We start from the raw sequence: 6,896 nt of genomic DNA, 5'->3' as shown, positions 1-6,896 counted from the left end.
GCTAAAGTCATCTTCATCTACAGCGCCGCTCTTCATCAACCCGATTACATCTGCTGCAACCTTTTCGAGATTTGCATCCAGTGTATCGAGGTCGACAGCCATACCTACCTTGTACTGTTCAAGGTAAAAGCCCATATCACCAACACCGCTATTGGTGACCGACGGCAACCGGCATACCACATTTTCGGCAAACTTTGTCGGTGCCGACGCCTGTTTGGAAAAAGAGGGTTTGATGAAGAAGAGCGAAGCATCCGCAATATTCAGGTACTTATACATCTCATTAAAACTACATGAAGCCACCTTTACCCGTTCTCTTTCGAGTGAATATTTTTCCAGTATTTTTTCGACAAAGGGATGCTCATTCTTGTTGAGCACCAGAAAACGGACATCTTCATCCTGATTTATCATCGCTTTGACCAGCCTGACCTCTGCCTCAAAGTCATACCAGCCGCTCACCGTTCCGGTATGCACGACGATTTTATCTTTTTCAGCATAACCCAACGTACTTTTGAAAACTCTTTTTTCGTCTTCATTCAAAAGTTTAAACAGTTCTTTGCTGGCACATGTTGGAATGACCGTAATCTTCTCTTTCGGAATATCCAATGACTGATGTAGGATCTCTTTTGCAGTATGGGTCAGTGTCACAATATGGTCTGACACTTTGTACAGATGATCGTCCAACCTCTTTAGGAGCTTGTAGAGCAGTGAACTCCTTTGCAGCCGTCCGGTATCGACCTTTTCATCGATAGCAAACCCACGAATGTCAAAAAGCAGCTTTACCCCATACAACTTTTTTAATACAAGGCCAATTGTCGCAGGGATCATACTCCGCGCGTGCACGATGTCGATAGAGTGTTCATGAATGGTCTTAGAACCCAAGCGTATGGCCTGAACTAACTGCCATAGAGTAGAAAACACCCCATACTTATTGGAATAGGTCAAATAGTGCCATTGGATATTTTGGTCTTTGATAAGCGCTTGGATCTCATCCACATTTTTCAGATCATTCTCTCGTTCAAACGAAAGCAGGTAAATCGCATTCTCTTTACTAAGGTCCATCAGATACTCCAACACCTGCGAACGTCCAAGCGGTTCGGTCATACCGGTAAGTGAAAGGTAGAGTGTCTTAGCCATTTAACATCTTCTCATAATACTGCTTCCACTGCTTCGCAATGATCTTTGTATCAAACTGTTTGATCTTCTCTTTGGCATGTTCTGCCAAGCTGTCGCGCAATGTAGAATCAGTATAAAGTCGTTCTATCGCCTTAGCCAGAGCTTCACTGTCTTTAGCAGGAACGAGCAACCCTTCTTTATTATTTTCAATCATATCGACCACACCACTTATTTCTGTAGCAATAATAGGTTTGCCTAGAGCCATACATTCACCTACAACCATAGGAAAACCTTCAGAAATCGATGAAACCGCAATAAAAGCACAAGCTCCAATGAGATTAAAGAGATCCTCTTGTGGCAGCCCAGGGATCAAAACTACATTTGAAAGTTTTTTCTCTTTTATCTCGCTTTTTATCTCTTCTTCTAATGGTCCAGACCCTACAATAAAATGACATAGTTTAATAGTCTCTTTATCTAGTCGTTCTATCGCTTCAAGAAGATATGTGTGCCCCTTCTCTTTTACCAGCCTACCAGGCGTAATGGAAAAAAGGTCATACATACTTGTATCGACATATTTTTTTAAGATCTCTGTTGCTTTAATATCTTGTGCAGTGTCAATCTGTCCCAACGGAAATGAGTTAAAGATTACATCAACATGTGAAATGTTTAGGTGTGCTGCATAGTGATCTTTAACGGCACCGCTTACCGCTACTTTTTTGTCTACCAATTTATTAACTATAAAGGCATCCAGATTTTTACGAAGCTTTTTGACCAAGGTCGTTGCAGGATAAGTATTGTAACCGAGGTTATGAAAGGTTGTCACAGTTTTGATCTTAGGCTGAAAAAGTTTTATAACCCCCGTGTAAAAGTAGGCAAAAAAAAGATGTGCATGCAGAATATCATAATCATTTTGCTTCAGTAGTTTATGAAGCTTATAAATGCCTTCAACAACATTCCACTTGTAGGTAAGATGCAAACGGTGTACTCTAATCTTCTGTGTTTCCAGTTCCTCTGCCAGATCATCACGCTCAAAAAGAATGGCAACTTCACATTCAATACCTAGTTTTTGCAACGCTGGCAAAGTGCTGACGAGTACCCGTTCTGCCCCACCATTACCAAGAGTTTCAATTATAAATAGTATTTTCATTTATGATTTTCTACAACTTTGTTTATTAGTTCAATCCATTTATCAGCAATCTTTTGTACAGAAAATCGTTGAATGTTTTTTATTGCATTCAAAGCCAATTCTTTACATAGTTTATCATCTTCTATTAACCTAATAATTTCACATTCCATCTGCTGCATATTTTGATCTTCAACCAAAATACCATCCACACCATTTCTAATAATTTCATTCGGTCCAGCAGTACAATCGAAACTTATACAGGGACACCCCTGAGACATGGCTTCTACTAGGACCATCCCAAAACCTTCGTATCGTGAGCTCAGAACAAAAATAGAAGATTGTTGCATAACCTCGTCAATATTAGGACAAAACCCCAGGAATTCGACATTGTCTTGTATATTGAGTTCATTAGCTAATTGCATTAGGTACTTTTTACCTTCTTCTCCTGAACCCGCTATTTTCAATTTCCAATCAGGATACGCTGTGACAACGTTTGAGAAAAGTTTCAGTAGATTGTCAAATCCCTTGATTGACCATCTGTTGAGATTTCCTGACACCAATATTATTTTTTCTCTTTGTGATAATGCATCTACAGGGGTAAAACTGACAGGATTAGGCATGACATATACGTTCTTCAAAAAATGTGCATAGTAGTTGTTGTAATCATATTTTGTTAAAACAGTTACCGCATCAGCCAACTTATAGACCCAACGTCGTTCTATCCAAGATAAAAGATTCATATCTGCTCTATGATTAGTGTGTTCTGAAACTATTACGGGGATGTTCAATAATCTGGATATTAATATGATTTTACCATTCATACCCACTAAAAAGGAGATAATCAAATCAGGTTTTTCACTTTTAATTGAAGCAAATAATCTTGGGAGATATTTAAACCTTCTGCTAATTTTATCGATGGCACTTGTCTTGATTTCATCTTTTCTAAAAATAGGCTTCCACTTCACCTTTTCATTTAATATATAATCACATTCCGGCGCTTTTGTAATGACAGTTACATTATGGTGTCTCATGGAGAATTCATTAGCAAGTAAACTCAATACCCGCTCGGCTCCTCCTCCTCGCAAACTACCGGATACAAAAACTATTTTCATTATACGAGGTATCCAAATTTTGCTGTCATTTTTTCATTCATTTCATTTTGCATCTCACTGCTCACATTTTTTCGAATAGTATATTCCTCTCCAAAACATGGAAATGCACTCATTTCATCTTTTCTTTTTTTCATGTAATTATCATAGGTATCAATCACTTTTGCTGGATTGCCCACTACGATACTGTTATCTGGAATATCTGATACAACGATACTCCCTGCTCCAACAATAACATTATTACCGATAATTACACCAGGCAAAACAGTACTTGAAGCCCCTATGAATACGTTATCCCCAATTTTCACCTTTCCTATTCGTGTATAGTTTAATGATCTTTTTGTGCTTGCGTCATGGGCCAATATATATACACGTGGAGCTAATGTTACATTGTCGCCGATCGTAATATGCCAACAGTGGTTTGGATCTATGATAACTTCATTTTGCATACTAAAATTTTTACCGACTACAAGTCCTCTTTCGATTAGTAAAGACAAAGTATCCTGTTGTGGAAATAACTTATTAAATATCTTACGTAGAATGTCACGCATAATATTTCCTTGCAAAATCAATCAGTTTTTTGGATAATAACAGTCGTAATAACACATTCAATTTTTGCCTAAAATCCAAAAGTCCCCAATGTTGGAATAAAACTAACATAGCTTCTTGCTTCCGATTATTATTAATATAACGAAGTGTGATTGCATTCAGTTTATTAGACAAAAACTTTTTAAAAAAGAATAAATATTCTTTAGTCATTTTTGGTTCCGAAATATACTTATGCAAATACACAATAAGTTCAAGTTCTTTCTTGCTGAAATCCTTGATGTCCACTGAACGATTTTCAGCATCACGATAATATATTGCACATATTTTAGTAGTAAATGCAATTTTTGTTGTCAAAAAAACTCTTATCCACATATCAATATCAGGACCAATTCTCAAAGATCTGTTGAAATTGCCGGTTTTTATTAAAACTTCTTTCCTAACACATGTTGTCGTAGATGACAAAGGGTATGAACCGTTTGAAAGGCAATCAAAATAGTTTTCTATTATCCCTTTCCAAGGGTAGGAAGGCAACGGGGTGTATGTATAGCTTCTATATTCTCCCGTCACTTCTAGCGTTTTCAAAGCAGTTGCATAGGCACCCGCTTCCGGATACTCTGTAATCAACTCAGATATAGTTAACAAGAAATCAGCTTCCCAAGCATCATCAGCATCCAAAAAAGCTATATATGGGGCTTGGGCTTCTTTAATACCTCGATTTCTTGCAGCAGATTCTCCACCATTTTCCTGATTAATCAGTATGATTCTTGAATCTACATACTGTTCAACAACCTTTTCACTACCATCCGTTGAACCATCATTGACAACTATCAATTCAAAGTTCTGAACATTCTGGTTTAGTACCGAATCTATGGCTCTTTGAATATGATTTGCTTTGTTATATAACGGAATCACTACCGAGAACATCAATTTATTATTGTCAAAAGTCATAGGTTTTCTTCTTTTCTATTCATCATCTTTTTGACTCTCGTCAGCAACATCTCATCAACAAGATTTTTTTCTGAACTATTGAACATAAATTTGTAGATCATCCCAGCACTCAGGACCAAAATGAATAGAGCACTTACCAACAGTCCACTCCAACTTTCAATAAGGATATAACTCTGAATGTAATATGACAATGCAAAAATAGCTAACATTGCAACAGTACCAAAAAACAGATTTTTGTAATAAAACAATGGATTACTGCCTGCTACTTTTGCAGTATATAGCACCGTAAATAAAAGATTCCGCGTAGTAAAAGATATCGCACCGGCTAAAGCGACGCCATAGAGGCCCATGTCGAACTGCATTGTCAGCAGTAGTGCTAACAATACATTCATGGCGCCGGTGAACAAAGTAACATAGGCAGGTATTTTGATTTTGTTAAAAGCGGTATTGATTGGGAAAAGTGCTACGAGAGCCAGGTTAATCCCCATCGGTATAAGCATCAACCAGAGTAATGGAACGAGGTGTAGGAATTCCTCTCCCACCCAAAGTGTGAGTAATACTGGTGCGAATCCGCATATAAGCCCTATCGGTATGGCCAAAGCCAAACCAAGAAACTTTACAGACGAATACGAAAGAGTTCTTAGTTTATCAAATTCTCCTCTTGCATAGCTAATTAAGATCATTGGCGCAATAACTCCCGCCAAGACACTTGCCAATGATCGAAGCATCGTCTGCCATTGCAGAGGTATAGAGTATTCGCCCGTAGCTGAGGCACCGAATACATAATTAACCACCAATAGATCAACATACAGGAAAAGGATTGTTCCTACCTGATCGATTATCAGCCATGATCCCATAAAGGCAAGCTCTTTGAATTTTGACAAACTAAATAAACGGACATCTATACTGATTGATGGAGAAAAGCGTTTCCATATTTTAAGACTTATTATTAACCCTAGTATAGCTGCCACCAGATGCGCCAAGCCAACAGATGTCAAAGGGAATGTGAACCAGTAGACAAGTGCAATCATCAATACCGTTTGTAAAGTCAGTGTACCGATACGAACAAAATTATTTATGTCCAGCCTATTGTTTGCGAATGTTGGGATCATGAACATTGCAGAAAAGACAGTCACTAATGATGACAATAATATACCTAGAAATAAAAAAACTGCATCCTCTTTAAATAGAGTAGGAATACTAAAAAAAATGTTGATATTGAATGAAAAAAAATACACGATAGGAAGGAGCAACAGACTAATTCCAAACATTCCAAAAAAAGCGGTATTGAAGGTCTTATTTGCAGCTTTAAGATCATTTCGCTGAAGGTCAATCGTCAAAAACCTTGAAACAGCTCCACTAATAAGCAGCATACTCAAACCTACATACACTGGAATTGCTAATGCTAAACGAATAACACCAAAGCCTTCTATACCTATATATTTAATCAAAAAAGGTGTCATAAACAGTCCAATAATGGTACTTAATATAAACACAGCAATATTTGTTATGAGATTCAGTGGGAGCTGTTTACTAAATGTTTTATTAGACATTGCGACGTTCTAATTCCATATCAGATATCTCTTCAAAACGTCAACATTCACTTTAATGAGTTTTATCTGTTTGCATTATCAATCAACTTAGACTTCTCATCCGAAAGTCCAAAGTGGTAGTCAACACCTATGCTCCCGATTAACGAGCTATCTGGCGTTTCGGTGTTGACTAAGACGTACTTCCATCGGCCTTCTACATAACCGCTTACATGGTCAGAAAAAATATAACGAAAACCAAAACCCATCAATGATATAGGGCTATCAACTTGTTTGTCATATTTCATTTGCTGTTCGTAGCCTAGACCAGCTATGGCAAAAAGGCTGTATCTTCTCTCCGGAGAAAAGTCATACGCTGCACTGGTAACTATCATACGGTTAGTGGCATCTTTCGCTGCTTCTTCACTAGTGAAGGCTTTGAAATAATCTGCGATCTCTGCATGGAGAGAGATAGATTCATTGAAGTGGTAGGCAAGATGAAGACCTAGCCCCAAAGTAAAG

The 6,896-nt window shown here is 37.7% G+C and carries 7 protein-coding genes; all 7 read right to left on the bottom strand.

All coding sequences use genetic code 11. The annotated features are described in order from the left end of the window. A partial coding sequence (locus ABYK33_RS12470) for a glycosyltransferase (RefSeq protein ID WP_373033579.1) occupies positions 1–1,134 on the bottom strand: 1,134 nt, incomplete at its 3' end. Beyond that, positions 1,127–2,260 carry a glycosyltransferase family 4 protein gene (locus ABYK33_RS12465; protein ID WP_373033577.1) on the bottom strand — a complete coding sequence of 378 codons (1,134 nt, stop codon included), beginning with the start codon at positions 2,258–2,260 and terminating at the stop codon, positions 1,127–1,129. The genes ABYK33_RS12470 and ABYK33_RS12465, both read right to left, overlap by 8 nt. Further along, positions 2,257–3,351, bottom strand: coding sequence for a glycosyltransferase family 4 protein (locus tag ABYK33_RS12460; protein ID WP_373033576.1), 1,095 nt, complete (start codon positions 3,349–3,351; stop codon positions 2,257–2,259). Before ABYK33_RS12460 ends, ABYK33_RS12465 begins: the two co-directional genes overlap by 4 nt. Further along, entirely contained in the window at positions 3,351–3,899 is a 549-nt protein-coding gene (locus ABYK33_RS12455; protein WP_373033575.1) for a DapH/DapD/GlmU-related protein, read from the bottom strand. Before ABYK33_RS12455 ends, ABYK33_RS12460 begins: the two co-directional genes overlap by 1 nt. After that, complete coding sequence (locus tag ABYK33_RS12450; RefSeq protein WP_373033574.1) at positions 3,892–4,845, bottom strand: glycosyltransferase family 2 protein; 954 nt, start codon at positions 4,843–4,845, stop codon at positions 3,892–3,894. Before ABYK33_RS12450 ends, ABYK33_RS12455 begins: the two co-directional genes overlap by 8 nt. Then, on the bottom strand, positions 4,842–6,398 hold the full coding sequence (locus ABYK33_RS12445) for an oligosaccharide flippase family protein (RefSeq protein ID WP_373033573.1): 1,557 nt from the start codon (positions 6,396–6,398) through the stop codon (positions 4,842–4,844). The genes ABYK33_RS12450 and ABYK33_RS12445 overlap by 4 nt, the downstream gene beginning before the upstream one ends. A 62-nt stretch (positions 6,399–6,460) precedes the next feature. Next, the coding region (locus tag ABYK33_RS12440; protein WP_373033571.1) for a hypothetical protein at positions 6,461–6,896 on the bottom strand (436 nt) is incomplete at its 5' end.

Source organism: Sulfurovum sp. (assembly GCF_041562805.1).
Classification (GTDB): Bacteria; Campylobacterota; Campylobacteria; order Campylobacterales; family Sulfurovaceae; genus Sulfurovum.
This window is presented reverse-complemented; position numbering and strand designations above follow the sequence as displayed.

Coding starts and splice junctions, on each gene's coding strand:
- ABYK33_RS12445 (WP_373033573.1), bottom strand. CDS start 6,398: ATGTCTAATAAAACATTTAGTAAACAGCTCCCACTGAATCTCATAACA.
- ABYK33_RS12465 (WP_373033577.1), bottom strand. CDS start 2,260: ATGAAAATACTATTTATAATTGAAACTCTTGGTAATGGTGGGGCAGAA.
- ABYK33_RS12450 (WP_373033574.1), bottom strand. CDS start 4,845: ATGACTTTTGACAATAATAAATTGATGTTCTCGGTAGTGATTCCGTTA.
- ABYK33_RS12460 (WP_373033576.1), bottom strand. CDS start 3,351: ATGAAAATAGTTTTTGTATCCGGTAGTTTGCGAGGAGGAGGAGCCGAG.
- ABYK33_RS12455 (WP_373033575.1), bottom strand. CDS start 3,899: ATGCGTGACATTCTACGTAAGATATTTAATAAGTTATTTCCACAACAG.